This is a genomic window from Comamonas sp. CAH-2 (assembly GCF_009668305.1).
Taxonomy (GTDB): domain Bacteria; phylum Pseudomonadota; class Gammaproteobacteria; order Burkholderiales; family Burkholderiaceae_C; genus Comamonas; species Comamonas aquatica.
The window spans coordinates 1-26,537 of the sequence record NZ_VSWF01000018.1 but is presented as its reverse complement, the minus strand read 5'-3'; the positions used below and the strand labels follow the sequence as shown (position 1 = coordinate 26,537).

General features: G+C 67.9%; 19 protein-coding genes. 4 read left to right on the top strand and 15 right to left on the bottom strand.

The genetic code is table 11. The annotated features are described in order from the left end of the window. Positions 1-151 precede the first annotated feature (151 nt). Positions 152-2,434 (bottom strand): TonB-dependent receptor domain-containing protein, encoded by a 2,283-nt coding sequence (locus FYM52_RS11285; RefSeq protein ID WP_238826185.1) that lies wholly within the window; start codon positions 2,432-2,434, stop codon positions 152-154. Between the two features lie 231 nt (positions 2,435-2,665). Between FYM52_RS11285 and FYM52_RS11280 the strand changes: the two genes are divergently transcribed. Beyond that, complete coding sequence (locus FYM52_RS11280) at positions 2,666-3,940, top strand: DUF445 domain-containing protein (RefSeq protein WP_154164171.1); 1,275 nt, start codon at positions 2,666-2,668, stop codon at positions 3,938-3,940. 23 nt (positions 3,941-3,963) lie between these two features. Here FYM52_RS11280 and FYM52_RS11275 read toward each other — a convergent pair whose 3' ends face one another. Together FYM52_RS11275 and FYM52_RS11270 are read right to left on the bottom strand one after the other, a co-directional pair. Then, a complete protein-coding gene (locus FYM52_RS11275) occupies positions 3,964-5,328 on the bottom strand; it encodes a methyltransferase regulatory domain-containing protein (protein WP_154164170.1) in 1,365 nt (454 codons plus the stop codon). Positions 5,329-5,383: 55 nt separating this feature from the next. Next, on the bottom strand, positions 5,384-7,591 hold the full coding sequence (locus FYM52_RS11270; RefSeq protein WP_154164169.1) for a FepA family TonB-dependent siderophore receptor: 2,208 nt from the start codon (positions 7,589-7,591) through the stop codon (positions 5,384-5,386). A gap of 161 nt (positions 7,592-7,752) precedes the next feature. Here FYM52_RS11270 and FYM52_RS11265 point away from each other — a divergent pair, with 161 nt between their 5' ends. Continuing rightward, positions 7,753-8,700, top strand: a complete 948-nt coding sequence (locus FYM52_RS11265; RefSeq protein ID WP_238826184.1) for a siderophore ABC transporter substrate-binding protein — start codon at positions 7,753-7,755, stop codon at positions 8,698-8,700. A gap of 120 nt (positions 8,701-8,820) precedes the next feature. On the opposite strand, the gene FYM52_RS11260 is transcribed toward FYM52_RS11265, so the two are convergent. From FYM52_RS11260 to purU, 9 genes are all read right to left on the bottom strand, one after another. Continuing rightward, positions 8,821-9,243 carry a hypothetical protein gene (locus FYM52_RS11260; protein ID WP_154164168.1) on the bottom strand — a complete coding sequence of 141 codons (423 nt, stop codon included), beginning with the start codon at positions 9,241-9,243 and terminating at the stop codon, positions 8,821-8,823. Positions 9,244-9,339: 96 nt separating this feature from the next. Continuing rightward, complete coding sequence (locus FYM52_RS11255) at positions 9,340-10,467, bottom strand: ABC transporter permease (RefSeq protein ID WP_154164167.1); 1,128 nt, start codon at positions 10,465-10,467, stop codon at positions 9,340-9,342. Positions 10,468-10,863: 396 nt separating this feature from the next. Continuing rightward, the gene (gene rbbA, locus FYM52_RS11250; protein ID WP_154164166.1) at positions 10,864-13,671 is read right to left on the bottom strand and encodes a ribosome-associated ATPase/putative transporter RbbA; all 2,808 of its coding nucleotides are present in this window, start codon (positions 13,669-13,671) and stop codon (positions 10,864-10,866) included. 6 nt (positions 13,672-13,677) lie between these two features. Continuing rightward, the gene (locus FYM52_RS11245) at positions 13,678-14,757 is read right to left on the bottom strand and encodes an HlyD family secretion protein (RefSeq protein WP_154164165.1); all 1,080 of its coding nucleotides are present in this window, start codon (positions 14,755-14,757) and stop codon (positions 13,678-13,680) included. A gap of 18 nt (positions 14,758-14,775) precedes the next feature. Then, positions 14,776-16,230 (bottom strand): efflux transporter outer membrane subunit, encoded by a 1,455-nt coding sequence (locus tag FYM52_RS11240; protein ID WP_154164164.1) that lies wholly within the window; start codon positions 16,228-16,230, stop codon positions 14,776-14,778. Between the two features lie 306 nt (positions 16,231-16,536). After that, complete coding sequence (locus FYM52_RS11235) at positions 16,537-16,887, bottom strand: ankyrin repeat domain-containing protein (RefSeq protein WP_238826183.1); 351 nt, start codon at positions 16,885-16,887, stop codon at positions 16,537-16,539. A 334-nt stretch (positions 16,888-17,221) separates the two neighbouring features. Beyond that, entirely contained in the window at positions 17,222-18,706 is a 1,485-nt protein-coding gene (locus tag FYM52_RS11230; protein ID WP_154164163.1) for an FAD-linked oxidase C-terminal domain-containing protein, read from the bottom strand. Positions 18,707-18,870: 164 nt separating this feature from the next. Continuing rightward, complete coding sequence (locus tag FYM52_RS11225) at positions 18,871-19,794, bottom strand: LysR substrate-binding domain-containing protein (protein ID WP_154164162.1); 924 nt, start codon at positions 19,792-19,794, stop codon at positions 18,871-18,873. Positions 19,795-19,909: 115 nt separating this feature from the next. Next, positions 19,910-20,758 (bottom strand): formyltetrahydrofolate deformylase, encoded by an 849-nt coding sequence (gene purU, locus FYM52_RS11220; protein WP_042418682.1) that lies wholly within the window; start codon positions 20,756-20,758, stop codon positions 19,910-19,912. A gap of 54 nt (positions 20,759-20,812) precedes the next feature. Between purU and FYM52_RS11215 the strand changes: the two genes are divergently transcribed. Beyond that, complete coding sequence (locus FYM52_RS11215; protein WP_154164161.1) at positions 20,813-23,158, top strand: bifunctional diguanylate cyclase/phosphodiesterase; 2,346 nt, start codon at positions 20,813-20,815, stop codon at positions 23,156-23,158. Between the two features lie 54 nt (positions 23,159-23,212). Here FYM52_RS11215 and FYM52_RS11210 read toward each other — a convergent pair whose 3' ends face one another. Together FYM52_RS11210 and FYM52_RS11205 are read right to left on the bottom strand one after the other, a co-directional pair. Next, positions 23,213-23,509, bottom strand: coding sequence for a DUF3567 domain-containing protein (locus FYM52_RS11210; protein WP_154164160.1), 297 nt, complete (start codon positions 23,507-23,509; stop codon positions 23,213-23,215). A gap of 164 nt (positions 23,510-23,673) precedes the next feature. Then, complete coding sequence (locus tag FYM52_RS11205) at positions 23,674-24,492, bottom strand: DUF3108 domain-containing protein (protein ID WP_154164159.1); 819 nt, start codon at positions 24,490-24,492, stop codon at positions 23,674-23,676. Between the two features lie 170 nt (positions 24,493-24,662). Between FYM52_RS11205 and FYM52_RS11200 the strand changes: the two genes are divergently transcribed. Then, the gene (locus FYM52_RS11200; RefSeq protein ID WP_154164158.1) at positions 24,663-25,685 is read left to right on the top strand and encodes a fumarylacetoacetate hydrolase family protein; all 1,023 of its coding nucleotides are present in this window, start codon (positions 24,663-24,665) and stop codon (positions 25,683-25,685) included. A 98-nt stretch (positions 25,686-25,783) separates the two neighbouring features. Here the strand turns inward: FYM52_RS11200 and FYM52_RS11195 are convergent. Further along, the coding region (locus tag FYM52_RS11195; protein ID WP_154164157.1) for a DUF3108 domain-containing protein at positions 25,784-26,537 on the bottom strand (754 nt) is incomplete at its 5' end.

Here is a 26,537-nt window from a genome sequence, read left to right as displayed (position 1 = left end):
CAATAGCTGCTAGCGCCTGCTAAACAATAGTTTCAGTATCTAAACCAGCTGAAGTGTTTGATTGGCTTGCGCAAGCAGCTATTTTTTATGCATGAATGCACGCAAAAAAGGGAGGCCAAGCCTCCATTTTTTTGTTGCGGTGTGCGGCGGATCAGAACTGCACGTTGGCGCGAATCCAGAGGGTACGGCCATCTGGAATGCTGCCCTTGGTCGACTGGGCGGATTTCACGTAGGGATTGGCCCACTGGGTGGTGCCGGCATTGTTGGTCCAGCGCGTGAAGCTCAGGAAGTCCTTATCGAACAGGTTGTAAATCGTGCCAGAGATGGTTACGTTCTTGTTAATACGGTACTGCGCGCCCAGATTGAAGAGCGCGTAACCCTTGATGTCACCCACCGCGTCATATTCCAAGCGCTCGTCGACCGTGAAGTTCTCCGGTGCGTTGTTGAAGCGACGGCTCTTGCCACGGTATTCCGCCTGCAGCCAAGTAGACCACTGGTTGTTGATGTTCCAGTTCAAGGTGGCGCTGGCCACATGCTTGGCCACATCGCTGAGCTTGCCAACTACTTGACCTTGCTCAATCAACTCGCTGTCGGTCCAGGTGTAGCTGGCTGCCACATTCCAGGCTGGCGAAAACACATACTTGCTGCTCAGCTCCATGCCCCAGGTTTTGCCTTCGTCTTGGTTGTGGCTGAACGTGGTGTTGTTGGGTAAACCTGCGCAACCAGAAATGCGGTAGCTGCTGCTGCAGGCATCACTGACGATTTTGTTTTTGATCTTGTTGTGAAACGCGGTAGCTCCTGCGGTCCAACCTCGCTGGTTGTCAAACAGCAGGCCCAGTTCGGTGCTGGTGCTTTCTTCCGGTTTGAGGGCCGGGTTGCCGATTGTCATGGTGGCTCCTTGCCCAGAATAGCCGGCCAGGCCATTGACCAGCTGATTGACCTTAGGAGCGCGGAAACCTTGGCTCACCCCGCCTTTGAGGGTCAACATTTGTGTGGCATTCCATACCAGGTAAGCGCGTGGACTCCAGTGGCCGCCAAACTTGTCGTGGTGGTCGTAGCGCAGCCCGCCGGTGGCCGTCAGGCTTTCGGTCAGGCTCCATTCATCTTCGGCAAACAGCGCCCAAGTGTTTTGTTTGAAAGCCGAGGCGCCGCTGATCAATGCCAAACCTTCTGTCGCCTTGGTATGGCTGTACTGCGTGCCCACCGACAGCAGATGGCGTTCACCAATCGGGCTGACCAGTTTGGCGTCCCAGGTGGTGCTGGTTGACTCCAGTGTGCGTGGTTTGCCGATCAGATCTGGGCGTCCTGCATCGTTGGCGGCCGCATTCGGAATCGTGCGTCCTTTGGTCTCGTTTTGGCTATAGCTCAAGCTGCTTTCCAGCATGCCAATCGCCAATTTCCCTTTGTAGCCAATCGCGTACTGGTCGCGGTTGAACTGCAGTTCATCGGTGTACCCAGATGCGGTGGTCGTGGTGGCACCGGTGGTGCAATTGGTGAAGTCCAATGTGCCCAGCTCGCATCGGCGGTTGTCGTAGGCGGAGCGTGCACTGTCGGCATCCAGCCAGACTTCGTGGCCGGCGGAAGGTGTAAATGTCAGGCGAGCACCGATGGAATGCTGATCGCTCTTTGCAGGCGAAGGCCCCCGGGAGCTGATCGTGCCAGCACCGGACGAAGGCTGCAGACTCGATCCATCGCGGTTGAAGTAGCTACCGCGGATGGCCAAGCCCAGTTTGTCATGCTGGATGGGGCCATTCAGGTAGAAGCTGGTCTTCTGCACGGCGCCTTGGTCGTTGTTTTCAGGCAAAGAGCCTTCAACCTGTACGCTGCCCCCCCATTCTTTCGCGACCTTGCGGGTGATGATGTTGATCACGCCACCCATGGCGTCAGAACCGTACAACGTGGACATCGGGCCACGGATGACTTCAATGCGCTCAATTGCCGACATTGGAGGGATGAGCGAAGTCAGTGCTGCACCAAAGCCGTTGGGCGTGGTATCACCCGCGGGGTTGGGGCGTCGGCCGTCAATCAACACCAGCGTGTATTCGCTGGGCATGCCGCGCATGCTGATGTCAAATCCCCCGGTTTTTCCGGTACTGCCGCGAACGTCAATGCCTTCTACCCCCTGTAGCGCATCTGCCAAATCGCGGTAGCTTTTTTTCTCCAGCTCTTCGCGGGTCACCACGGAAATGGAGGCCGGGGCTTGCTTGAGTTCCTGCTCGAAGCCCGAGGCCGAGACCACGACTTCGGACAGGGACTGGGTCGATTCCTGTGCCACAGCCGAGGCGCAGGCTGCCGCCGCCAGGGCCAGCAGGGTGGGTTGGAGAAACAGTGCGGACGATTTTTTAGACATGGCGAGGCCTGCCAGCAGTGCCGGCATGGAAACGGTTGAAGGGAGTGCAGTGCGGCGCGGCACCGGTGGAATCGGTGCGGCCATGTCCTGTTATGAATTGTTATAGGGACGGTGTAGGGTGTCGATTATGACTTGTTGAATGCTAATGGTTCTCAGTGGTAAATGCTTTTTTGTTTTTCTGTCGCGTGAAACCGACGCTGGGACGCTGCACCACCCGGGGGGCATCAGCTCTGCGCCTACCTGCAATTGCTGGACTGGCGCCAGGGCTGGCGCGGCGGTCTGCCGTAGGCTGGCTGCAGCAAGGAGGGGGACGGCATGCCTGGGGACTGGAATCTCACCAACGATCTGCGCCGCGCCAAGTGGCAGGCGACGGGCTTGCTGCTGCTGGTCACTGCCGTGTTTGTGGCGACCCACTGGTTGCCGGCCACGCTGAGCGTGCGCGGGGTGAAGGCCGTGGCCGAGGCCGCCATGGTGGGGGCCCTGGCCGACTGGTTTGCGGTGACGGCCTTGTTCCGGCGCATTCCCTTGCCCTGGCTGGGGCGCCATACCGCCATCATTGCGCGCAATAAGGACCGGATTGGCGAGAATCTGGCGGTCTTTGTGCGCGACAAGTTCCTGGACACGCCCTCGCTGCTGGCCCTGGTGCGCCAGCATGACCCCGCGCAGCAACTGGCGCATTGGCTGGCTGCGCCGGCGCACCGCCAGTTGCTGGGGCAGCAGCTGGGCCGGGTGCTGGCCGGGGTGCTGGAGATGGTGCAGGATCGGCAGGTCGAGCGCTGGCTGACCCGCACGCTGCGCAGCGTGTTGGCGCAGGTGGACATGGGCCAGTCGCTGGCCACACTGCTGGCGGCCCTGACGCACGAAGGCCGCCACCAGGTGGTGCTGGACGATGTGCTGCAGCGCCTGTCGTCCCTGCTGCGCCGGGAGCCGACGCGCCTGTTCATGGCGCAGACGATTGTGCAGTGGCTCAAGCGCGAACACCCGCTGAAGGAGAAGGTGCTGCCCAGCGACTGGCTGGGTGACAAGGGGGCCGATGTGCTGGCCGAGGCCCTGGACAGCGTATTGGCCGAGGTGGCCCAGGACCCCCAGCACCAGATGCGGCAGGCGTTCGACCGCAGTCTGGCGCACTTCATCCTGCGGCTGCGCAGCGATGCGGCCTACCAGGCGCGGGCCACCGAGCTGCGGGACTACCTGCTGCACGATGAGAACCTGGCCCGCTACCTGCAGGCCTTGTGGAGCCGCACCCGCGCCAAGCTGCAGGCCGACCTGGCGAGCGAGCAGTCCTGGACGGTGCGCAAGCTGGCCGGCATGGGCCAGTGGCTGGGCCAGTCCCTGGCCCAGGATGCGGCGCTGCGCGCGTCGATGAATGCGCGGCTGGAGCGCTGGGCGCAGGCCCTGACGCCAGATGTCTCGCAGTTCATCGCGCGCCACATCCAGGACACGGTGCAGCGCTGGGATGCGCAGGAGCTGTCCGCGCTGGTGGAGCAGCACATCGGCAAGGACCTGCAGTTCATCCGCATCAACGGCACCCTGGTCGGCGGAGCGGTTGGCTTGCTGCTGTTCCTCAGCGGTCTCTGGCTGGCGCCCTGAGCCGGTGCCGCCTCCGCCCCGCTTCAGGCGGGCACGGCGCTGCCGATGGCCTCCAGGGCCTGCAGGGCGGTGGGCGGCTGGCCCACGGTCACCGTGCGCAGGTAGGTGTTCAGCGGCCCCAGGGCCGTGGCCACCGGCCCCGTGCCCGCCGGCAGCAGCACATGCAGCCAGCCGGCCCAGGCCAGGACCTGCAGCAGCTGGCTGATCAGGCCGGGCTGGTGCGCATACGCGGGCAAGTGCGCCAGTTCGGCATAGCTCGCGGCGCTGTGGCGCAGCGCGGTGATCAGCGGGGCCACCTGGGCCACTGGCAGGTGCACGGGGCCAATGCGGGTGTCCAGCACCAGTTCGCCCTGTGTCGGCGGCAAATCCCGCGGGGCTGCCGGCAGCAGGCCGATGCGCTGGCGCAGCAGTGCCTGGCGGTGCTCCTCGCTGCGCAGGGCCAGGCCGGCCGGGTGCTGGCGCAGGTAGAGGTCGCGGCGCTGGTTCTGGTTGCGTGCCACGTCCTTGAAGGTTTCCAGCAGCGCGGCGCTGGCCCCCTGGCGCTGCAGGGCCTGGAAGGCGGGCAGCGACTGCCCTGGGAGGGAGACGGCATCCAGGTTCTCAAGCGGCGTGGCGCTGGCGGCGTAGCGGCAGTCCACGGCTTCCAGGTCGGCCATCACATCGGCCACGTGCAGCGAGTCCCAGTGCGGATTGAGCAGTTCATGCGCCAGATAGTCCGCATCCAGCGCGGCCAGCCGATCGATCTCCTGGACCAGGCGCGGCTGCTCGCCAAAATGCCCCAGCCCTTGCTGGGTCAGGTGCTGCAGCCAGGCGACACCGGCACGGGCCTTGTCTGCCGAGCTGCCGGGCAGGGGTTGTGTGGCCAGGTGCAGCAATTTCTGGGTGGCCGCCATGGCACTGGAGCCTGGCTGGCTCATGTAGGCCAGGTAAAGCACCCCACCGGGCAGCAGCCGTTGCTGCACCAGCTGCTGCAGGGCCTGGCGCTGAGGGGGCGCAATCCAGGAATAGACGCCGTGGCAGACCATGAAGTCGCAGGCCGGCAGGGCGGCCGGGGATTGTGTGGCCGCCGCAAAGTCCAGGCATTCGTAGCGCAGGTTGTGCACGCCCAGCGCCTGGGCCCGGGCACGCGCCTGGGCGATCGCGCCGGGGTGGATGTCGATACCGAGGAACTGGCCCAGGGGGTTGGTGGCGGCTGCGATCAGGGTGCTGAGGCCGCTGCCGCAACCCAGGTCCAGGTAGGTGTAGGGGCGCGCCAGGTCGGGGCTTTTGAGGCCCATCGCAGTCAGCGTGGCGCACAGCCAGGCCGGCATGGTCTCGCGGTGGAAGTGGGCCGGATAGGGAACGTCGTGAACGTAGGCCGCGTCGGTGCGGTCAGCGGGGTGGTGCATGGGGCTGGCTGTGGCGCCGCACCGCCCGGCGGCGGGCGGCACCACAGGAGGCGGGTTAGAAGGACGCGGTGGCCGTCAGGTAGTAGGCGCGGCCAGGCTGGTTGTAGGTGTAGGCACCGGCCGAGCTGCCTTGCTTGCCCTTGCGCAGGAATTGCTTGTCGAGCAGGTTGTTGATGCCGGCGCCGACACGCAGGTTCTTGCTGACGTCGTAATTCACGCCCAGGCCGAAGATGGTGTGGGTGCCGATTTCCTCCACGCTGCTCACCGGTGTGCCGTTGGCCATCTGGGTGCGGGGCTTCTGGCGGCCGTAGACCGTGGCCTTGAACTGCGCCGACCAGGCCTGGTTGACATGCCAGTCCAGGGTGCTGTTGATGGTGAACTTGGGAATCACGGACAGCGGCTGGCCGGTGTCCTTGCTGTGGTTCTTGTCCATCCAGGTGAAGTTGTTGATCAGCTTCAGCGTGCTGCCCGAGCTGCCCAGCAGCGGGATGTTCAGATTGCCTTCCAGGCCTTCGACCACGGCCTTGCCGGCGTTGTTCCACTGGAAGTAACGGTAGGTGCCCTGGTCAACCACGGCGCCCGCGTCCATGTCCGCCACGATCTTGTTGCGGTAGTCGTTGCGGAAATAGGTCAGGCTGGCCTCCCAGCCCTGGTGGTTGTTCCAGGCCACCCCCAGTTCCTTGTTGACGCTGATTTCCGCATCCAGGTTGGGGTTGCCCTGGATGTAGCAGGGGCCGGTCACGCCCGTGGGGCAGCCGTTGCCCATGGTGGTGTACCAGTAGTTGGCGTTGGACTGGTACAGGTTGGGGGTCTTGAACACGCGTGCGATGCCGCCCTTGACCGTCCAGTCGGACGACAGCTCATAGCTGGCGTTCAGGCTGGGACTCCAGTTGTTGCCGAAGTCCTGGTGGTGGTCGAAGCGCAGGCCTGGGGTCAGGATGAAGGAAGGGCTGATCTCGATGTTGTCTTCGAGGTACAGGGCCAGGGACTTGGCCTGGCTTTGGGACGAGGCGGTGATGGGGCCGCTGGGGCCGTTCTGCTGGATGGCGTTGGGGTCGTCCAGGCTCTGGTGGCGCACTTCCAGGCCGCTGGTCAGCATCTGGTTGAGGCCGCCCAGTTGCAGCGGGGTGTTCAGCTCGCCGCTGAGGAAGTAGTTCTGCTGTTCGGATTCCACGAACTCCAGCGGTCCGGTGCAGCTGCCTTCGGGGCCGCCAGCGGCATTCTTCTTGCAGTTGCTGTTGCGCGTGTTCTCGTACTGGAAGATGACGCGCGACTTGCCCAGCTCTCCCAGGTTGGCGCGGTGCGTGACCGAGGCCGTCTGGCGGTAGGTGCGGCGCAGTTCAGCCCCGTTTTCTGCCAGCTCCTTGATGAGGGCGGTGTTTGTGGCGTTGGTGCTCTGCGGGACTTCGCCCACGTAGATGTTGCCCTGGCGGCTGAAGCCGGCCTCGAACTCCAGCACCTGATCGGGCGTCAGGTCCCAGCGCAGCAGGGCGTTCAGATCGCGGTTGCGGTTGCCTTCGCGGCCGGCGGCCAGCGGCAGGCCATTGGCGTCCAGACCGTTGATGCCGATGTCATCGCCCTCGGTCTTGGCGACGTTGCCGTACAGGCGGAAAGACAGGGCCTCGCCGATGGGGCCGCTCAGGTTGAAGCCCAGGCGGCTGGAGCCGCCTTCCTGGCTGTCCTCGGGCTGCAGATAGTAGGCCGTGACGGAGCCCGACAGCTGCTTTTGCGGCTTCTTGGTGATGATGTTGACGACCCCCCCGGCTGCGCCCGAGCCATAGCGTGCAGCGGCCGGGCCGCGGATCACTTCGATGCGCTCGATCTGCTCGGCTGGCACCCAGTTGGTATCGCCGCGCGTGTCGCGCTCGCCGGTGCGGCGCATCTGTGCGGCCTCGCGCGACATCACGGGTTTGCCGTCGATCAGGATCATGGTGTTCTCGGGGCCCATGCCGCGCAGGTCGATCTGGCGCTGGTTGCCATAGGCACCGCTGGAGCCGGCGCCGGTCAGGTTGACGCCGGGCATGGTGCGGATGATTTCCGACAGGTCGTTGCTGACCGGGCTGCGGGCGATGTCCTCGGCCGTGATGATGGACGTGCCCAGGGCCTGGCGCGCCTCGTCTTCGGCGGTGCCGAGCACCCGGACTTCGGACAGCGTGGCGGCGGTGTCCGGGGCGGTGGTGCCTTGGGCAAAGACCAGGCTGTGCGCGGCCAGGGCCACGGCCGACAGCGCGAAACGGCGCATTTTTTGGGAGGAAGATGGCATGGTTTGTAAAATATGTATTGAGATCAATTCTCATTACTATTCTATTTAACGATCAGGGTATCTCCCGAGTCCCCCTGCGGCCATTGCCGATTTGTTGTGTATTTGTCACAGACTGTGACGGCGCCAGGGCGGGTCGGCGGGCCTGTGAACAAGGAGTTGAAATGCGGGTTCTACAACGTCGTACCTGGGTGGCGGCCATGGTGGCAGGGCTGTCGGCCCCGCTGGGCTGGGCGGCGCCGTCCACGGTGCTGGTGCAGCATGCGCAGGGCGCCACGGCGGTGCCGCAGCGGCCTCAGCGCGTGGTGGTCTACGACCTGGCCACGCTGGACACGATGCAGGCGCTGGGGATGGCGGTGCGCGGCGTGCCCCAGGCCCAGCTGCCGTCCTATCTGGCGGGCTATGCCGATGCGCGCTATACCGTGGCGGGCTCGCTGTTTGAGCCCGATTACGCCGCGCTGAGCCAGATCCGCCCCGATCTGATCATCGTCGGCGGCCGTTCCGCGGCCAAGTACGAGGCGCTGGGCAAGATCGCGCCGACGCTGGATTTCAGCGTGCGCGGCGATCACCTGCTGCAGGACATGGCGCGCAACATCACGCAGCTGGCCCAGCTGTCTGGCCAGCCGGCCCAGGGCCAGGCCTTGCTGGCGCGCCTGGAGCGCGAGGTGGGCGTGGTGCGCCACCTGGCGGCCCAGGCCGAGCCGGGCCTGCTGCTGATGGCGGTGAACGAGCGCATCCTGCCGAACGCCCCGGGCTCGCGCTTCGGTTTCCTGTTCGATGTGCTGGGGGCCCGCTCGGCGCTGCGCGCCCAGGACCTGCCGGCGCGCGGCACGGTGTACGACTTTGACGCGGTGGCCCGGCTCGACCCGGCGTGGATCTATGTGATCGACCGCAACGCTGCCACCGGCTCGGCGCCCGGCGGCGGCGCCCTGATCCCGTCGCAGCAGGTGTTCGACAACGCCCAGGTGCGCGGCACGCAGGCCGGCCGCAAGGGCCAGGTGGTGTTTCTGGACCCCAAGGGCTGGTACCTGCTGGGCAGTGCCGGCCCGACCGCCTTGCTGGGCAATCTGGCACAGCTGCAGCAGGTCTACCGTGCCGCAGGCCTGCGTTGACCGGCAGGCTTAGAAAATGAGAGCGTCTGGCGCCCATCTTTCAAGCCTTTAACGGTATTTGATGCCTAAAAGCAAAGAGCACCCTGCGCGGGGTGCTCTTTTTTTATGCGGCGCAGGGCGTCAGGCGGCGTCTGCGTCGGGCGCCTGGGTTTGCAGCAGGTGCTCGCCGATCTGCTTCCAGGCCTTGGCCGCGTCGTGCTCGCCGGCAAAGTGGTGGCAGCTGGCGGCCGTCATGGCGACGCGGCCGTTTTCCGGGTCCAGGTCGAAGGCCTGCTCGCACTGCGCGGCGGCGTTGGACCACATCACCAGGGCGTTGGCCGAGCCTTCCTTTTGCAGCGCCAGGGCCTCGGCCATCCAGGCCTGGGCCAGGCGGAAGGCCGCTTCGGCATGGTCGGGATCGGCCTTGTGGGCGTGGAAGAAGTGCTGGCCGGCCTGCTGCCACAGGGCGCGGGCCTGCTGGAAGTCGACGGTCGCGGCCTGCTGGGCCCGGGCGACCAGGGCGTTGCCGGATTGCAGGTGTTCTTCAAAGCTTGCTTCAGTCATGGGTGCGGCACGGCGGTCTGCGTCAAAGCCCGCATTGTGGCGCGATGCGGGTAGGCGCGTGCGGCACCCGGCTTCTGCCGCCGGGCACCGCAGCGCTCAGGCCATCTGGCTGATGGTCTTGCGAAAGCGCGCCAGCGACAGCGCAAACAGCACGCTGCCGATGGCGGCCAGCGCCAGGAAGGGCTTCCACACCACCTCCAGCCCGGCACCGCGGTAGAGGATGGCCTGGCCCAGCTCGACGAAGTGCGTGGTCGGCGCCAGCAGCATGATGTCCTGCACCAGCTGGGGCATGGATTCGCGCGGTGTCATGCCGCCCGACAGCAGCTGCAGCGGCAGCAGCGTCAGCACCATCAGCAGGCCGAACTGCGGCATGGAGCGTGCCACCGTGGCCATGAAGATGCCCATGGCCGTGGTGGCGAACAGGCACAGCGCCGCGCCGGCCATGAACAGCGGGATGCTGCCCTCGATCGGCACCTGCAGAAAGCCGCGCACCACCAGGTTCAGCGACACCCCGGCCGCCACCAGCACCACGGCGCCCATGGACCAGACCTTGGCCAGCATGATCTCGGTGGGCGTGACGGGCATCACCAGCAGGTGCTCGATGGTGCCGTGCTCGCGCTCGCGGATCAGCGCCGCGCCGGTCAGGATGATGGACAGCAGGGTCACGTTGTTGATGATCTGCATCAGCCCGCCGAACCAGATCTTGTTCAGCGACGGGTTGAAGCGCGCGCGCAGCTCCAGCTCCACCGGCAGCGTGCTGGCGCTGCGGTGGCGCTGGGTGAATTCGTTGATCTCGGCCAGCACGATCTGCTGGATGTAGCCGCTGCCCGAGAACGCCTGGCTCATGCGCGTGGCGTCCACGTTCAGCTGCAGCTCGGCCTTTCTGCCGGCCAGCACGTCGCGCTGGAAGCCGGGCGGAATGGTCAGCGCGAAGGTGAAGGTGCCGGCGTCCATGCCGGGGTCCACCTGCTGCCAGTCCAGCATCTGCGGCGGCATGAACTGCGGCGGGTAGAAGGCCGAGGCAATGCGCGCCGACAGCGGCGACTGGTCCTGGTCGACGATGGCGATGGGCGCGTGGTGCAGCGTCTCGGGCATGGCCGAGGCGGCGGTGTAGACCGAGGCGGTGAAGGTGTAGACGATGAGCACCAGCATCACCGGGTCGCGCCACAGGCTCCACAGTTCCTTCACGCCCAGGCGCCAGATGTTTTTCAAGCTATGCAGCATGGCAGTTTTTCCAATACTTCACAGGGGCCGAAGCGCCGTTTTGTGGTGGCCTTGGTAAGTGATTCGTGCGGGGGCGCCCAGACAGCGCTGCAGGCTTGGTTGCGGGCCCTGGCCATCCCCCAGTACTGTCTGCGGGCCCACGCCGCGCCTGCAGCGCTGTCTGGGCGTTGTGGCGCGCGACCGGAGCCCCGCTGCGCTGCGCGGGCGCGCTCCGGCAGGCATTCCACATGCCAGAGGCATTGCGCAGAAGCTGCCGCCATGCAGTGCAGGCATGCCGCATACCGAGACCCCTTGCGCCAGGGACACCGCGCAAGGGCCGCCCCGCCGCGCGGGTGTCGTCCCCCTCCGGCGAAGCCAGAGAGGGGGAAGGCGCGAAGCGACTCAGGGGGAGATTCGTCATTTCTCTTGCTTGGGCAAAGCCCAGATGGCGATGCCCATGATCACGGGAATGGCCAGCAGCAGCGGCAGGTAGGCGCTGGTCAGCTCGTGCAGGCCCAGGGCCTTGCTGAACACGCCGCGGCTGATGGCGAACATGTGGGTGGCGGGGTAGATCTCGCCAATCCAGCGGCCCGCGCCTTCCAGCGAGCTGACCGGGTCGGTCAGGCCCGAGAACTGCGTGGCCGGGATCAGCGTGCCCAGCATGGCGAAGAACAGCGCCGCGATCTGGCTGCGCGTGACGGCCGAGGCCAGCAGGCCCATGCCGGTGGCGATGACGGCAAACAGCAGGGCCGCCAGCGTCAGCGCCATGAAGCTGCCGGTCATGGGCACGCCGAAGGCGAACACCGCCATGGCGCACATCAGCAGGTAGTTGAGCAGTGCCAGGGCCACATAGGGCAGCTGCTTGCCCAGCAGGAACTCCAGCCGCGTGACCGGCGTGACGTAGAGGTTGACGATGGAGCCCAGCTCCTTCTCGCGCACCACGGCCAGGGCCGTCAGCATGGCCGGGAACATCAGCAGCAGCATGGGGATGACGGCGGGCACCATGGCGGGCAGGCTCTTCACATCGGGGTTGTAGCGAAAGCGCGTCTCGATCGCCACCTGGCTGCCCATGCGCAGGCCGGTGCGCTCGCGCACCTGCTGCACCAGCCAGTACTGGTGGATGCCTTGCACATAGCCCTTCACGGTCTCGCCGCGCTGGGGCATGGCGCCGTCGAACCAGGCGCCCACGGCCACCGGGCGGCCGCGCAGCACGTCGCGGCCAAAGCCGGGCGGGATCTCGATGGCCAGCGACAGCTCGCCGCTTTTCATGCGCCGGTCCAGCTCTTCGTAGCTGTGCAGCGGCGGCTGCTCGACGAAGTAGCGCGAGCCCGACAGGCTCTGCGTGTAGCTCTGGCTCAGCGTGCTCTGGTCGCGGTCCAGCACGGCAAAGCGCAGGTCTTCCACGTCCATGCTGATGCCGAAGCCGATCACCACCATCAGCACCAGCGAGCCGGCCAGCGCCATGGTGGCGCGCACCGGGTCGCGCTGCAGCTCCAGGGTTTCGCGCCACAGATAGCTCCACAGCCGCTGCAGGCTGAAGCGGGCGGGGCGTGCAGCTTCAGAAGCAGGAGCGGTTGCCGCTGATTGGGCAAGGCTTTCAGATGGTTTTCCGTCTGAAGTCGTTGCAGAGCTTGCGCTGGCTGCTTCGGGTTTTGCGTCCAGGTCCGGTGCGGCCTCGCCCGATGCTTCGACCAGGTAGCCGATGAAGGCTTCCTCCAGCGTGGCCGCGCCGCGCTTGGCGACCAGGGCGGCGGGCGTGTCGCTGTCCAGCACCTTGCCGGCGTGCATCATCGACATGCGGTCGCAGCGCTCGGCCTCGTTCATGAAGTGGGTGGAGATGAAGATGGTCACCTGGTCGCGGCGCGACAGCTCTACCAGCAGGCGCCAGAACTGGTCGCGCGCCACCGGGTCCACGCCCGAGGTGGGCTCGTCCAGGATCAGCAGCTCGGGCCGGTGCACCATGGCCACGGCCAGCGACAGGCGCTGGCGCAGGCCCAGCGGCAGGCGCTCGGGCAACTCGCGGCGCTCGGCGGTCAGGCCAAAGCGCTCCAGCATCTCCTGCACGCGCGCCGGCACCTCGGCCTCGGGCACGTGGAACAGCTGGGCGTGCAGCACCAGGTTCTGCTCCACAGTCAGCTCGCCGTACAGCGAGAATGCCTGCGACATATAGCCCACGCGCCGGCGCGTGGCGATGTCGTGGGGATTCACCGCGTTGCCGAACAGCCAGGCCTGGCCTGCGCTGGCGGGCATCAGCCCGGTCAGCATCTTCATGGTGGTGGACTTGCCGCAGCCGTTGGAGCCGAGGAAGCCGAAGATCTCGCCACGGCGGATGCGGAAGTTCACATGGTCCACGGCGACAAAGTCGCCAAAGCGCATGGTCAGGTCCTGGGCCTCGATGGCGATGTCCTGGTCGTCGGCCTGCAGCGGCGGAATCACCACCTCGGCATGGCCGCGCTTCTTGGCCTCGGGCAGCAGGGCGATGAAGGCCGCCTCCAGCGACTGTGTGGCGGTGCGCGCCAGCAGCTCGGCCGGGGTGCCGGTGTCCAGCACCTGGCCGTCGTCCATGGCCACCAGCCAGTCGAAGCGCTGGGCCTCGTCCATGTAGGCTGTGGCCACCAGCACGCTCATGTGCGGGCGGGTGCTGCGGATGCGGCGGATCAGGTCCCAGAACTGGGCACGCGCCAGCGGGTCCACCCCGGTGGTGGGCTCGTCCAGGATCAGCAGGTCGGGGTCGTGGATCAGCGCGCAGCACAGGCCCAGCTTCTGCTTCATGCCGCCCGACAGCTTGCCGGCGGGGCGGGCCAGGAATTTCTTCAGCCCGGTGCTCTGCGTCAGGTCGTCGATGCGGGCACGGCGCTCGGCCGCGTCATGGCCGAACAGGCGGGCGAAGAACTGCAGGTTCTCCTCGACCGACAGCGTGGGATAGAGGTTCTTGCCCAGCCCCTGGGGCATGTAGGCGATGCGCGGGCACACGGCCTCGCGGTGCGCCTGGCTGCGCATGTCGCCGCCCAGGGCCCAGACCTGGCCGTCCTGCACCGCGCGGGCACCGGCCAGCAGCGACAGCAGGCTGGACTTGCCCACGCCGTCGGGTCCGATCAGGCCGACCATGCCGCCGGCGGGAATCTCCAGCGTGATGCCGCGCAGTGCCTCGGTGCGGCCATAGCGCAGGCGCACGTCCTGCAGCCGGGCCACCGCGGGGCGGGAAGGGGGGGGCGCCACCGTCATGCGCGCTTACTCCGGCAGCTTCACTTGCAGGTGGGCGGGCCACTGGGCGCCAGGCTCGGCCAGCACCCAGGCCTGGCCGGGCAGGCCGGTCTTCACCTGGCTCAGGTGCTTTTGCAGCAGTTGCGGGTCGATCTGCGCCTTGACGCGGAACATCAGCTTCTGGCGCTCGCTGGCGGTCTCCACGGTCTTGGGCGTGAACTGGGCGGTGCTGGCGACGAAGCTGACCTTGGCGGGAATCACCCACTGCGGGGCAGCGTCCAGCACGATGCGCACCTCGGCGCCCAGGGCCACGCGGCCGGCCACGGTCTCGGGCAGGAAGAAGCCCATGTACACGTCCGACAGGTCCACCAGGTTCAGCAGCTTGCCGCCGGCCCCCAGCACCTCGCCGGGCTGGGCCAGGCGGAATTGCACCCGCCCGTCGCGCGGGGCGGTCAGCGTGCTGTCGTCGAGTTCGGCATCGATGCGCTGCACGGTGGCCGCGGCGGCGGTCACGGCCGAGACCGAGCCGGTGACCTGGGCCTTGGCCGCCTCGATGGCCGCCTTGGCGGCCGCCGCCTGGGCCTGTGTGGCCTTCAGTGCGGCCTGGGCGCTGCGCATGCGGGCGCGGTCGTCGTCCAGTTCCTGCACGGCGCTGGCGCCTTCCTTGGCCAGGGTTTCGGAGCGCGCCAGGCGGCGCTGGGCGGCGTCCAGCTCGGCCTCGCGCTGGGTCACCAGGGCCAGGGCGGCGGCGTGGTCGCTTTCGCGCAGCGCCACCTGGGCGCGGGCGGCGGCCACGTTGTGCTCGGCCCGGTCCTTGCCGGCCACGGCCTCGGCATGCTGGGCCTGTAGGGTGTGGATCTGCATGCGCGCCAGCGGCTCGCCGGCTTTCACGAAGGCGCCTTCGGTGACCAGGATCTCTTCGACCCGGCCGCCGAGCTTGGTGGCGACGTCGATCTCCGTGGCTTCGATGCGGCCGTTGCCGCTGGCCAGGCCGGCATCGACCTGGCTGGCCTGCCATTGCTTCCAGGCGTAGCCAGCGGCCAGCAGCAGGGCCGCGGCAATCGCGACGGTGGTGAGGGTCTTGCGGGTGGTGGGTGCGATGGGCATGGTGGGCAATGCGGTCGGTTAGGGGGTGACGGCGGAGGGGCGCTGGCGGTCGGTGCCGGCGGGGGCGCCCCCCAGGGCGGTGTACAGGCTGACCTGGGCGGCCTGCAGGGCGTAGGCCACCTGCACCGCCTGCTGCGCGGCACCCAGCAGCTCGCGCTGGGCATCCAGCACGTCCAGGTAGGGCGAGGCGCCGTTGTCATAGCGCAGCTGGGCCAGGCGGTTGCGCTCCTGCAGCACCTGCAGGTTGTCCTGCTGCACGCGCAGCTGCTGCGCCAGGAAGTGGCGCGCCGACAGGGCATCGGCCACCTCGCGGAAGGCGGTCTGCACACTGCGCTCGTAGCTGGCCACGGCGCTGTGCTGGCGCACCGTGGCCAGGTCCAGGTTGGCGCGGCGGCGGCCCCCGTCCAGGATGGGCAGGGAGATGCTGGGGGCAAAGGTCCAGGCCTTGCTGCCGCTGTCGAACAGACCGTCCAGCTGGGCGCTGGCCGTACCGAAGCTGCCGGTCAGCGCAATGCGCGGGAAGAAGGCGGCGCGCGCGGCGGCCACCTGGGCATGGGCGGCCTGCAGCTGGTGCTCGGCGGCGACGATGTCGGGCCGCGCCTGCAGCAATTGGGAGGGCAGGCCGGCCGGGACCTCGCCCAGGATGGCCGCCCCCGGTGGCAGGGCGGGCAGCGGGGCGATCGCCTGGCCCGTGAGCTGGCCCAGGGCATGGACCAACTGCGCACGCGCCTGCTGCAGCTGCACCACCAGGGCATGGGCCTGGTTGTACAGGCTTTGCACCTGGGTCAACGCGTATTTGGAGGTGCTGCCGACTTCGTGGCGGCGCGTGAAGATGCGCTGGGTCTCGGCCCGGGTGTCCAGCGTGCTGCGCGCCAGGTGCAGGCGCTCGTCGGTCTCGCGCAGCGCCAGGTAGCTGCGGGCCACCTGGCCCAGCAGCGTCAACTGGGCGGCACGGGCCCCGGCGGCGCTCGCCAGGTACTGCTGCAGGGCGGCCTCGTCCAGGCTGCGCACGCGGCCCCACAGGTCCAGCTCCCAGCTGTTGAGGCCGACGAAGACTTCATGGTCGCTGCCGGTGACCGGGCGGCCGCTGACGTTCAGATCGCCGGGTACGCGGGCCCGGGCATGGCTGCTACCCACGGCCACCGTCGGAAACCGGTCGGCGCGCTGCAGGCCGTGCACGGCGCGCGCCTCTTCGACCCGCAGCAGCGCCAGGCGCAGGTCGCGGTTGTGGGCCAGGGCCTGGGTCTGCAACTGGGCCAGCGTGGGGTCCTGCACCCACTGCTGCCAGTCGGGCAAGGCGGCGGCCACCGGGGTGGCATGGCTGTCGGAGGGCCACTGGCCGGGCAGCACGCCGGGGTCGGGTTGCGCCAGGGACGGTGCGCCAGGGGCGCAGCCACCCAGCAGCAGGGCGCACGCCAGCGTCACCGCCAGGCGGACGGGAACGGCAGGGGGCAGGCAAACGGAGGTGTTCATGGCAAGCACGGAAGTGAAACGGGCCGCTGGCCGCGGGGGCACAACAAGGTCCCACCAGCCTGCGGCGCCACCGCAGGGCGGTGGCGGGCTGTACAAGGTCTGCAGTCGGTGCAGGAAGCGGTGGCAGCGCCGGGCTGCAAGGCCGCCCGGTGCGGGTTGGCGGGGTTCACCGGTCTAGTGTTGCAGCCTTGCCGCGCGGTGTGGGCAAAGGCCTGCGGTGCCACTAGGGTTAGCCCCCGGGGGATGTTTCCAAAAGTTGCGCGCTGCGGCCATACTGTCGGGTTGGCCGCAGCGTGGGGCCTGCGTTCACAGCGGCAGCCAGCGCTGCCACCAGACGGGTGCCGGGGCCGGGCGGGCGATGGCCCCGTGGGCCTGCAGCAGCGGCAGCAGCGCGGCGTCGCCGCGGGACTGCGCGGCCTGCAGCGGGCTCAGGTTGCCCAGTTCCGCGGGCAGGTTGGGGTCGGCGCCATGCTCCAGCAGCAGACGTGCGACCTCGGCATGGCCCTGCAGCAGGCTGGCGACCAGGGCCGTCTGCATCACCTCGGGGTGCTGGTAGTCGACGTCCACCCCGGCACTCAGGTGGTAGCGCACGCAGGCCGCATCGCCGCGCTCGGCCGCGTTGTACATGTCTTTCCAATCACCGCCTCCACTGGCCATGGCACCTCCTCGTTGGTCCGTCCTCCCGCCCTTGTAGAGCAAAGGCCGGGGTTCGCACAGCGGGATTTCGCGCAGTTGGCGCGGGAAGAGGGTCAGGGAGCGCGTGGTTGCGTGGGGCTGCGGTGGTGAAAAGCGCTTTGCAGGCCCCAGGTGCCACGGGCCCTGGGCGCATCCGCCCTGTGCCCGGCGCCGCCGTGGTCAGGGCGGCGTATCGGGTCCCCGTGGCGCGGGGATGGCCCCGTGGTGGTGGTCGGGCAGCGCCCGCCGCCGAGCGCATCTGCACGCAGAGGCCGCCCGGGGCTGAAAACGATGTGGCAGGCGGGCGCTGGGCCGCTCAGAACCTGGGCAGGTCCGGGTGGCTGATCTGGCCGCCGCGCACCAGCATCTTGCCGTACTCCGCGCAGCGGTTGTGCGTGGGGATGACCTTGCCGGGGTTCAGCAGGCCGGCCGGGTCGAAGGCGGCCTTCAGGGCGAACATCTGCTGGTTCTCCTCGGTGGTGAACTGGGTGCACATGCTGTTGAGCTTTTCCACGCCCACACCGTGCTCGCCGGTCACCGTGCCGCCCATGGCCACGCTGGTCTCCAGGATGTCGGCGCCGAACAGCTCGCAGCGGTGCAGTTCGTCGGCGTCGTTGGCATCGAACAGGATCAGCGGGTGCAGATTGCCGTCGCCGGCATGGAACACGTTGGCGCAGCGCAACTGGTACTTCTTTTCCATCTCCTGGATGGCCAGCAGGATGTCGGCCAGGCGCTTGCGCGGGATGGTCGAGTCCATGCACATGTAGTCGGGGCTGATGCGGCCGCTGGCGGGGAAGGCGTTCTTGCGCCCGCTCCAAAAGCGCAGGCGTTCCTCCTCGCTCTGGCTCACGCTGATGGCCGTGGCGCCGGCGGCGCGCAGCACCTCGCTCATGCGGGCGATCTCTTCCTCCACCTCCTCGGGCGTGCCATCGGATTCGCACAGCAGGATGGCCTCGGCACTCAGGTCGTAGCCGGCTCGCACAAAGTCCTCGACGGCGGCGGTCATGGGTTTGTCCATCATCTCCAGTCCAGCAGGGATGATGCCGGCCGCGATCACGGCGGCCACGGCATCGCCGGCTTTGCGCACATCGTCGAAGCTGGCCATGATGCAGCGCGCCAGCTGGGGTTTGGGGATGAGTTTGACGGTCACCTCGGTCACCACGGCCAGCATGCCCTCGCTGCCGATCATGGCGGCCAGCAGGTCATAGCCGGGCGCGTCCAGCGCGTCGGAGCCGAACTCGACCGGCTCGCCCTCGATGGTGAAGCCCTTCACCTTCAGCACGTTGTGCACCGTCAGCCCGTATTTCAGGCAGTGCACGCCGCCGGAGTTCTCGGCCACGTTGCCGCCGATGGTGCAGGCGATCTGGCTGCTGGGGTCGGGGGCGTAGTACAGGGCGTAGGGCGCGGCGGCCTCGCTGATGGCCAGGTTGCGCACGCCGCACTGCACCACGGCCGTGCGGCTGTAGGCATCGACCTTCAGGATCTGGTTGAACTTGGCCAGCGACAGCGTCACGCCCAGTGCGTGGGGCATGGCACCGCCGGACAGGCCGGTGCCCGCGCCGCGCGCCACCACGGGTACGTTGATGGCGTGGCAGGCCTTGAGCACCGCCTGGACCTGGTCATAGGTCTCGGGCAGGCAGACCACCAACGGGCGCTGGCGGTAGGCGGTCAGGCCGTCGCACTCGTACGGCGTGGTGTCTTCGGCATTCCACAGCAGGGCGTGCTCGGGCACATGCTGGCGCAGGGCGGCCACGACTTCGGCCTGGCGGGTGGCGCGTTCGGAAAGGCTGGGGCTGGTCATGGCGCCGACTGTAGGGCAAGCCGTGGCGCGGTGCTGTGATTTTTTTGGCAAGCGGCTGTGAAAGCGCCACCGGCACGACGCCGGGGGCGTCCAGGTGCTTCAAAAGCAGGAGCTGCTGACGCTCGTCTTGCTTGCGTTAAGTGCCAATTTGGCTCAAAAAAGCATCAGCCCACGGTCTTGGCCAGCCACTCGGCGAAGGCCTGGCATTCCCAGCGGTCCATGGTGCCGGTGCGCCAGCACAGGTAGTGGGCATGGGGGCTGGCCACGTCCAGGTCGAACAGCCGCACCAGGGTGCCGTGGTCCAGCCAGGGGGCACCGAGCTTGAGGCGCACCGGCGCCACGCCCATGCCGGCTGCGGCAGCGTCGCACAGCAGGCCCACGTCGTTGAACTGCGAGCCCTCGCTGGGCTCGGCCCAGTCCAGGCCGGCGGCCTGGAACCAGGGGCGCCAAGACTCCAGCGGGCTGCGCAACAGCGGCAGCTCCTGCAGGTCCTCGGGCTTGGTGATGGGGCCGTGCTGGCGCAAAAAACTGGGCGAGGCCACGGGCGTGTAGACGTCGCGGGCAATCTCCAGGTGTTCCACGTCCGCGTAATGGCCAACGCCGTAGCGCACCATCAGGTCGGCATCCTCGGCCACCACGTCCAGCAGCGGGATGGCGACCTGCAGCGTCAGGTCGATCTCGGGGTAGGCCTCGGTGAACTGCGCCAGGCGCGGGATCAGCATGCAGCGCGCAAAGGTGGGCGTGACCGCGATCTTCAGCCGTGCGCGGCCGCTGGCTACCGGGTGGTTGGGGAAGCACTGCAGCGCCCCCAGGCCTTCGCGCACCTGCTGCAGGTAGTTCTGGCCGTCGGTGGTCAGCGAAAAGTCCGTGCGCCCGAACAGCTGCGTGCCCAGCACCTGCTCCAGCTGACGCACGCGGTGGCTGACCGCGCTGGGCGTGACGCTGAGCTCCTCGGCCGTCAGCGTCACGCTGCGCAGGCGTGCCAGGGCTTCAAAAGTCAGCAGGCACTGGATGGGCGGGATGCGCCGGGCCGAGCGGCTGTCAAAGAAGCGGCTGGGGCGTTGGCCGTTGCTGCGGGGTGTGGACATGGCGCGGGGTGGTGGCTGCGGTTGGAAAAGCAAGAAGCGCTTGCGGTTGCGGGTTTCCAGGTCGACAACCGGGAACCCAGCAACGGCAAGCGCTACCTGCTGCGATGTGCTGCGCTCAGCGGAACACCACGGTCTTGTGGCCGTTGACCAGCACGCGGTGTTCGCTGTGCCACTTCACGGCACGCGCCAGTACCTGGCTTTCGGTGTCCTGGCCGCGGGCGGTCAGGTCTTCCACAGTGTCGGTGTGGTCGGCACGGGCCACGTCCTGCTCGATGATCGGGCCTTCGTCCAGATCCGCGGTCACGTAGTGGGCGGTAGCGCCGATCAGTTTCACGCCACGGTCGTGCGCCTGGTAGTAGGGCTTGGCACCCTTGAAGCTGGGCAGGAAACTGTGGTGGATGTTGATCGCACGTCCGGACAGTTTTTGACACAAGTCATTAGACAGGACCTGCATATAACGGGCCAGAACGACCAGCTCGGCCCCTTCCGCCTCGATAATCTCGAACTGCTTGGCTTCGGCCTGGGCTTTGGTGGCGGCAGTCACCGGGATGTGGTGGAACGGGATGTTGTAGCTGGCGGCCAACTGGTAGAAGTCGCGGTGGTTGCTGATGATGGCCTTGATGTCGATGGGCAGCAGGCCGGATTTCCAGCGGAACAGCAGGTCGTTCAGGCAGTGGCCCTGGCGGCTGACCATCAGCACGGTCTTCATGCGCTCCGATTCGGCGTGCAGGCTCCACTTCATCTCGTAGGTGTCGGCCATGACGGCGGTGGCCGCCTTCAGGCCGGCCAGGTCGGTGTGCTCGCAGGCAAACTGCACGCGCATGAAGAACAGACCGGTGGCGCTGTCGTTGAATTGGGAAGCTTCTTCGATGTTGGCGCCTTGCTCCAGCAGGAAGCCGGAGACGGCATGCACCAGACCACGGCGGTCGGGGCAGGACAGAGTAAGGATGTAGGCTTGGGTCATAGCGGGGGCAATTGTCGCAGCATGGCCGGGGTCAAGAGGGGATTGAGGGAATACATGCAACACGAGGACGCAGTCCCGCATCTGGCACCCTGGCGGGCGCTGGTGCTGTATCTGGTGGTCGGCCTGCTGTGGTTTGGCGCAGGGGACGCGATCATGCCGCAGCTGGTGCAGGACCGTGCGCTATACCTGCTGCTGCAGCAAGGGCAGGACTATGTGTTCGTGCTGTTGTCGGGCTGCTACGCGGCCTGGCTGGTGCTGCGGACCATGCGCGCCGAGGCACGGCGCAGCGCCGACCGCCAGGCCCTGGAGGCCAGCGAGGAAAAGCTGCGCCTGGCGCTGGATGGCAGCGGCAGCGGCATGTGGGACTGGGACATGGCCCAGCGGCGCCACACCTTCTCGCAGGGCGTGGCCAAGCTGATGCGCTACGAGGGCTGCAACTTTTCGGAGGAGTTTCGCTTCAAGCCGCGCATCCACCCGGACGACCGCGCCATGGTGGGCCAGGCGGCCCAGGCCACGCTGGAGCAGGGCGTGCCGTTTGTGGTGACGGCCCGCGTGCTGTGCTTTGACGGGGCCTACCGCTGGTTCGAGGCCCGCGGCACCCGCCACCTGGACGACCGCGGCCAGCCCGTGCGCTTCTCCGGCATCATCACCGACAAGACCCAGCAGCGCGCCGAGGAAGACCGCCTGCGGCTGGCGGCCAGCGTGGTGGAAAACACCGCCGAAGGCATCGTGGTGACCGATGCCAACAGCCACATTCTGTCGGTCAACCCGGCCTTCTCGCGCCTGCTGGGCTACGAGGCGGCGGAGCTGATCGGCAAGCGCCCCTCGACCTTCAAGTCCGGCCTGCACGACAAGGCCTTCTATGACGACATGTGGAGCAGCCTGCACCGCAGCGGCCACTGGCGCGGGGAAATCTGGAACAAGCGCAAGAACGGCGAGATCTTCCCGGAGCGCATGTCGCTGAACGCGGTGCGCGACCCGCAAGGCCATGTCTCGCACTACGTGTGCATGTTCACCGATATCTCCGAGGAGAAGCAGCGTGAGCGGCAGCTGGAGCACCTGGCCCACCGCGACGCCCTGACCGGCCTGGCCAACCGCAACTGGTTCGTGCAGGAGCTGACGCGCTGCGTGCACCACGCGGTCGAAACGCGCGAGCGCATGGCGGTCATCCTGCTGAACCTGGACCGTTTCAAGGACGTGAACGACAGCTACGGCCACGCCGTGGGCGACGAGGTGCTGCGCCACATCGCGCGCCAGGTGCAGTCGGCGCTGCGACCCGGGGACCTGATCGCGCGCATGGCGGGCGACGAGATCGTGGTGCTGACGCGCCACCTCAAGCACCGCAAGGAGGCCTCGGACATTGCCGAGCGCCTGATCCACGCGGCCGCCCAGCCCTGGAAATCCCCTGATGGCTTTGCCGTGGTGGTCAGCGGCAGTGCCGGCATCTGCTGCTACCCCGAGCACGCCCAGGATGCGGCCCTGCTGGTGCAGGGCGCTCACGCCGCGGTGTACGGCGCCAAGGATGGCAAGGGCGGCAGCAACCAGTGGTGCTTCTTCAACGAGGACATGACCCAGGCCGCGCGCGAGCGCATTGCGCTGGAGTCGCGGCTGCGCAATGCCGTGGCCCAGGGGCACCTGCAACTGTTCTACCAGCCGCAGATCGATATCGCCACCGGGGGCCTGATCGGCTGCGAGGCCCTGGTGCGCTGGTTCGACCCGGTGGACGGCATGATTTCCCCGGCACGCTTCATCCCGGTCGCGGAAAGCACCGGGCTGATCGGCCCCCTGGGCGAGTGGGTGCTGGGCGAGGCCTGCCGCCAGGCCCAGGCCTGGAGCGGTCAAGGGCTGCCCGACATCTCGATCGCGGTGAACCTGTCGCTGCACCAGTTCTTGCTGACCGACATCGTTGGCTGCACGCGCCAGGCGCTGGCGCGCTCGGGGCTGCCCGCCGGGCGCCTGGAGCTGGAAATCACCGAAAGTGCGCTCGCCGCGCGCCCCGACGAGGCGCTCACGGTGCTGCGCGGGCTCAAGGACCTGGGCCTGCGCCTGGCGATCGACGACTTCGGCACCGGCTATTCGTCGCTGGCCCACCTCAAGCGCTTTCCCATTGACCTGCTCAAGATCGACCAGAGCTTCATCCGCGACATCCCGCAAAGCGCCGACGACATGGCCATCAGTCATGCGGTGATCGCCATGGGCAAGAGCATGGGCATGGAAGTGCTGGCCGAGGGCGTGGAAACCGCGGCGCAGTTGGAGTTCCTGCGCCAGCACGGCTGCCATTTCTACCAGGGCTATTTCTGCAGCCGCCCCCTGCCGGTGGGCGAATTCACCGTGCTGCTGGAAGGCGAAGCCCAGCGCCGCCGCCAGGAAAGCCTCAACAGCCTGGGTCTGGGCATCTAGGCCCGGGCGCCGAGCCGCCCCCTCCGGGCGGTCGGTGCGCCCGAAGCACGGCCCTCAGTGCATCACGACGGGGTTCTGTGCCAGCTGGGCGTAGCGCTCCAGCGTGTCCTCGACCTCTTCCTCGCTGGGCGATTCGCGCTGCCACTGCTGGATCTGCTGCTGGAACAGCTCGGCCCAGGACCCGTCCAGGTAGACCTCCTTGCCCGAGCGCTTGTCCACGATCTCGAAGCCGTGGCGGGGCAGGCCGGGGGCGCTGGTCTGGCCATCGGTCAGCAGGATTTCTGCGGGCAGCCCGAGATCGGGTTGCAAGTGGAGCACCACAAAAGTGTCGGAGTCGTAAAGCATTTGCATGGTGGTCCTCCTCTCTTGCCGTTTCGCGGGCCATGCCGGGTGGGCGGTGGCCCTGCCAGCCAGTTGCGGGCGAGACGGTCAGTTTCAAGGTGCCCGGCGGCGACCGGGCAACTCCAGTATTCCACGAATGGCCGGGTCGCAACGGCGGGCCCGGTCGGCGCAGGTCAGGGCTTGCTGTGGGACTGCAGCTTCAGGTCCAGCTCGTCGCGGCCGCCGTCCTCAAGCATGCGGATGCGCACCGGCAGGTACTGCAGGCCGGGCGCCAGCCACAGCGCCGACTGCAGGCCGTCGGCCGCGCCGCTGTCCGAGCTGTGCTCCAGCTTGATGGCGCTCATGCGGCCGGCGGGCAGCTGCAGTTCTTCGGTGCCGCGCACCGTGAAGGTCCAGGGCGCCACCCGGCTGCTGCTGGCGGCCTGCACCGTGATCTGCGTGCCCACGGGGTAGCGCTGCGGCGCGGCGGCCAGCATGCCGGCCACCTGGAAGAACACGCTCATGCGGTCCTGGGTGCCACGCTGCCAGGGTGCCGGATCGCTGCCCCGGCTGAAACGGATCTGGCCCGCGGCGGCATCGAAGGTGGTGCTGTACTCCTTGCGGCTGCGGTCCAGGAAAATCTCGGGTTGCAGGCCCTGGGGGCCGATGCTGCCGACGCTGGACTGGCGCCGGCTGCCCAGCACGGGGATCTGCACCTCCTGCGCGGCTTCGTAGCGCTGGCCCTGGGGCAGCCAGTCCAGCTGGGCCCGGGTCTGGTAGGGCAGGCCCTTGAACTTGCCCTGCACCGTGAACTGCAGGCGCGCCGCCGCCGGCGCACGCCAGGCCAGGCTGGCCTCGGGGCGCAGCATGCCCTGGGCGTTGCGCACTTCGATCGGCGCGGAGGCCGGCTGGGCATGGCTGGCCGTGCCGGCCAGGGCAGCGGCGGTGGACAGCAGGGTCAGCAGACCCAGGCGCCAGACAGGCGCGGCACGGAAGCAAGGGTGCAGTGGCATGGGCGAACCTTAGAATTTGCAGCTTACGCAGTGTGAGCCTGCAGCCGCCGGTGGCGGGCCGCATCCGGGCGGCTGGCGCCACGGGCGTTGGCTCACTCGCACCCTTCCATTCTTGCAGCAGCCCACGCCGTGTGCTGCTGTATGGCCTTCCGGTCTACACCGCATTGCACATGAAACTTGCCACTTACAAAGACGGCTCCCGCGACGGGCAACTGGTCGTCGTCTCGCGCGACCTGCGGCTGGCCCATTACGCCACCGGCATTGCCTCGCGCCTGCAGCAGGTGCTGGACGACTGGGGCTTCATGGCGCCCCAGCTGCAGGACTTGTACCACCAGCTGAACACCGGCCGCGCGCCGCATGCCTTTGCCTTTGACCCGATGCAGTGCATGGCACCGCTGCCGCGCACCTACCAGTGGCTGGAGGGTGGGGCCTACCCCTCGCACCTGGCACTGACCCAGCCGGACTGGGCGCTGCCCGGCACCGAACCCGTGCTGCGCCAGGGCGCGGGTGACAGCCTGTCCGGCGCCTGCGAGGAGGTGGTGGTGCCCAGCGCAGCCCTGGGCGTGGATTTTGGCGCCGGCCTGGCTGCGATCACCGGCGATGTGCCGATGGGCAGCACGCCCGAGCAGGCGCTGTTCGGCATCCGCCTGCTGATGCTGTGCAACAGCTGGAACCTGCGCCAGTTGATGCCCACGCCGCCGGAGGTGGGCTGGGGGCCGGTGCACGCTTGGCCGTCCCTGGGCTGCAGCCCGGTGGCGGTGACGCTGGACGAGCTGGGCGAGGCCTGGCGTGGTGGCCGTGTGCACCTGCCGCTGCACAGCAGCTGGAACGGGCGCAAGGTGGGCATGTGCGAGGCCGGCGAGGACATGGTCTTCCACTTCGGCCAGCTGCTGGCCCAGGCCTGCAAGACGCGCAGCCTGCGCGCCGGCACGGTGGTGGGCTGTGGCGTGGTCAGCAACCAGGGTGTGACCAGCGGCCGGGGCGCGGCACGGCGCACGGAATGGTCCAAGGGCTTTCACAGCATCGCGGAAAAGCGCGCCATGGAGCTGCAGCAGCAGGAGCAGGCCACGACCGGCTTTCTGCAGTTTGGCGACACGGTGCGCATCGAGATGAAGGGCAAGGATGGCCAGAGCCTGTTTGGCGCCATCGACCAGACCCTGGTCTCGCCGCAGGGGGACGGCAGCGACAGCTGAGGGCCGCCCGGCTGGCCACGGCGCGTGGCACGAGTGCATGACCGAATTGGCATCTGACGCAGTCTGGATCAGCGTCAGATGCTATTTTTTTGTGTTTCTCAGGGCAGCTCGCGCAGCGTCAGCGTCAGGTGGTCGCCGTTGGACTCCTGCATCTGGATGCGCACCGGCGCGTAGCCCAGCGCGGGCGCCAGCCACAGCAGGGCCTGCTCGCGGTCGCCGGACTGGGGGGCGCGCTGCAGGCGCAGCGTGGCCAGCGGGCCGCTGGGCAGCTCCAGGGTGTCGGTGTCCTGCACGCGGAACTGCCACCTCTGCAGGCTGCGGGATCCCAGGGTGGGGATCTCCACCAGGGTGCCGGGCGCGCGCAGCGCGGGCAGGTGCTCCAGCAGGGCGGACAGCTGCAGGAACACGCTCAGGCGGTCCTGGGTGCCGGGGCCGATGGCGGCCGGTGGGCGCTCGGGCTCGAAGCGGGCCAGCTGGGCCTCCCAGTCCAGCGTGGCACTGCGCAGCCGGGTCAGCCGGCGGTCGTCAAAGCGCTCGGGCTGGAAGCCCTCTGCACCGATGCGGCCGCGGCTGGTCTGCTCCAGCGAACCCAGCAGGAAGGCGCTGATGGACTGGCGCGCCTGGTAGCGGCCGTCCTCGGTGTGCCAACTCAGCTCGGCCTGGGCGTGGTATTCCAGCCCCTTGATCCAGCCGTGCACGCGGTAGCGCAGGGCCTGGTGTTGGGGCGTGTCCGTCGCGGCAGCGGGCAGTGCCGCTGCCAGCGGCTGGCCGTCGGCGCCGCGCACCTGCCAGTGCGGGGCGCCGGGGGGCGTGTCTGCAGGGCGGCGGTCCTGTGCGGGGGCGGCTTCGGTG

What these genes read in the sequence shown, in the direction of transcription:
- FYM52_RS11235 (WP_238826183.1), bottom strand. Translation starts at nt 16,887, where the DNA reads ATGGCCAGTGGAGGCGGTGATTGGAAAGACATGTACAACGCGGCCGAG.
- FYM52_RS11230 (WP_154164163.1), bottom strand. Translation starts at nt 18,706, where the DNA reads ATGACCAGCCCCAGCCTTTCCGAACGCGCCACCCGCCAGGCCGAAGTC.
- FYM52_RS11245 (WP_154164165.1), bottom strand. Translation starts at nt 14,757, where the DNA reads ATGCCCATCGCACCCACCACCCGCAAGACCCTCACCACCGTCGCGATT.
- FYM52_RS11260 (WP_154164168.1), bottom strand. Translation starts at nt 9,243, where the DNA reads ATGACTGAAGCAAGCTTTGAAGAACACCTGCAATCCGGCAACGCCCTG.
- FYM52_RS11285 (WP_238826185.1), bottom strand. Translation starts at nt 2,434, where the DNA reads ATGGCCGCACCGATTCCACCGGTGCCGCGCCGCACTGCACTCCCTTCA.
- FYM52_RS11205 (WP_154164159.1), bottom strand. Translation starts at nt 24,492, where the DNA reads ATGCCACTGCACCCTTGCTTCCGTGCCGCGCCTGTCTGGCGCCTGGGT.
- FYM52_RS11255 (WP_154164167.1), bottom strand. Translation starts at nt 10,467, where the DNA reads ATGCTGCATAGCTTGAAAAACATCTGGCGCCTGGGCGTGAAGGAACTG.
- FYM52_RS11265 (WP_238826184.1), top strand. Translation starts at nt 7,753, where the DNA reads ATGCGGGTTCTACAACGTCGTACCTGGGTGGCGGCCATGGTGGCAGGG.
- FYM52_RS11210 (WP_154164160.1), bottom strand. Translation starts at nt 23,509, where the DNA reads ATGCAAATGCTTTACGACTCCGACACTTTTGTGGTGCTCCACTTGCAA.
- FYM52_RS11225 (WP_154164162.1), bottom strand. Translation starts at nt 19,794, where the DNA reads ATGTCCACACCCCGCAGCAACGGCCAACGCCCCAGCCGCTTCTTTGAC.
- FYM52_RS11215 (WP_154164161.1), top strand. Translation starts at nt 20,813, where the DNA reads ATGCAACACGAGGACGCAGTCCCGCATCTGGCACCCTGGCGGGCGCTG.
- FYM52_RS11240 (WP_154164164.1), bottom strand. Translation starts at nt 16,230, where the DNA reads ATGAACACCTCCGTTTGCCTGCCCCCTGCCGTTCCCGTCCGCCTGGCG.
- purU (WP_042418682.1), bottom strand. Translation starts at nt 20,758, where the DNA reads ATGACCCAAGCCTACATCCTTACTCTGTCCTGCCCCGACCGCCGTGGT.
- rbbA (WP_154164166.1), bottom strand. Translation starts at nt 13,671, where the DNA reads ATGACGGTGGCGCCCCCCCCTTCCCGCCCCGCGGTGGCCCGGCTGCAG.
- FYM52_RS11275 (WP_154164170.1), bottom strand. Translation starts at nt 5,328, where the DNA reads ATGCACCACCCCGCTGACCGCACCGACGCGGCCTACGTTCACGACGTT.
- FYM52_RS11270 (WP_154164169.1), bottom strand. Translation starts at nt 7,591, where the DNA reads ATGCCATCTTCCTCCCAAAAAATGCGCCGTTTCGCGCTGTCGGCCGTG.
- FYM52_RS11200 (WP_154164158.1), top strand. Translation starts at nt 24,663, where the DNA reads ATGAAACTTGCCACTTACAAAGACGGCTCCCGCGACGGGCAACTGGTC.
- FYM52_RS11280 (WP_154164171.1), top strand. Translation starts at nt 2,666, where the DNA reads ATGCCTGGGGACTGGAATCTCACCAACGATCTGCGCCGCGCCAAGTGG.